The following is a 1257-nucleotide window of genomic DNA, read 5'->3' as shown; positions in this document are numbered from 1 at the left end:
GCCTTCGGCTTGGCCGGCGGCGGATTGTCGTTGGCCTGCGGCAGCGGCGCCCGCTCCACCTTCGGAGACTGCGCGGCCTTGCGTTCGGCTTCGAGCCTTGCCTTTTCCTGCGAGGCAATACGCATCGCCTCTTCCGCCTTCTGCCGCTCCTGCTCGGCCTGCGCCTTGGCGGCCTCGTCGGCGGCCTGCTTTTCGGCAGCCGCCTTCGCTTCGGCATCGGCCTTGGCTTTGGCATCTGCGTCCGCCTTGGCTTTCGCCTCCGCGTCGGCCTGAGCCTTTGCGTCCGCCTCAGCCTGAGCCTGTGCATCCGCTTCGGCCTTGGCCTTGGCGTCAGCTTCGGCTTTGAGCCGCGCTGCTTCCTCCTGCCGGCGCAATTCCTCGGCCGCCTTGTCGCGAGCATCCTGCCGCGCAGCGTAATAGCGCACTTCGCGCCGCAGCCGCTGCTTCTCGAGCAGCGCGGCCTGCATCGCCTCGACGCGCTGCTGCTCCTTCTCCAGCGCGCGCTGGGTCAGGAACTGCGCCAGCGGCTCACTGTCGAATGCTCGTTTGACCGCGCCGAACGGCCCTTCGGCGGTGAAATTCACAACCGGCTCGGAGCCGACCAGCGCCTCGTCGCCAGGCCGATAGGTGATCGCACCCTTGGCCGACACCGTGGCCGCGTTGAGATCCGCCGTGATGTCGGCGGACAAGGTCGCCGCTGGATTTTCCAGGCTGACCGGCGGCGCCCGCAGCGTGCCGCCGGCAACCGTGAAGGCTATGTCGGTATCGCCAGCGGCAAAGCTGCCATCAGCGGCAATCTCGGGCGCGAAGCCGGCGGTCTTGGCCGCATCGATGTCGCGCCCGATCGCATCCGCCTTGGCGAGGAACGCACTGAACGCATCTGGATTGAGGCCAGCAACTTTCACGCCCTTCAACGCCGCAGTTCCGGAGCCTGACAAGGCAGCCACCATCCCTTCGACCGATTTGCCGCTGCTTGACAGCGCCGTCGAGAAATCGCCGATGCCGCTGATGCCGGCATCCGGCAGCACGGTCGCCAGATCGGCGCCCGCCAGTTTCATCTGGCCAGAGAACAGTCCGGTGCCGTTGTTGTTCTTCAACTCGAATAGGCCGGTCAGCGCCCCGCCCAGCAACTTCGCCTTGAGATCCGAAACGCGGATGCCTTCCTGGTCGAGCTTGAGCGAAAAGGCGGCGTCATAGGCGGTGGCGAACCGGCCGGCGGCCAGTGCTGCCGTCGTCAGGTCGAGGTCGGCGGTGAAT

General features: G+C 66.9%; 1 protein-coding gene. It reads right to left on the bottom strand.

What is annotated here, in order from left to right:
- Positions 1 to 1257 (bottom strand): AsmA-like C-terminal region-containing protein (locus EN994_RS32065; RefSeq protein WP_164746446.1); only part of this gene is annotated, 1257 nt, incomplete at both ends.

Source organism: Mesorhizobium sp. M7A.F.Ca.CA.002.09.1.1 (genome assembly GCF_003998555.1).
GTDB classification, from domain to species: domain Bacteria; phylum Pseudomonadota; class Alphaproteobacteria; order Rhizobiales; family Rhizobiaceae; genus Mesorhizobium; species Mesorhizobium ciceri.
Note: the sequence above shows the minus strand (reverse complement) of the source record. Positions and strands in the feature narration are given on the sequence as shown.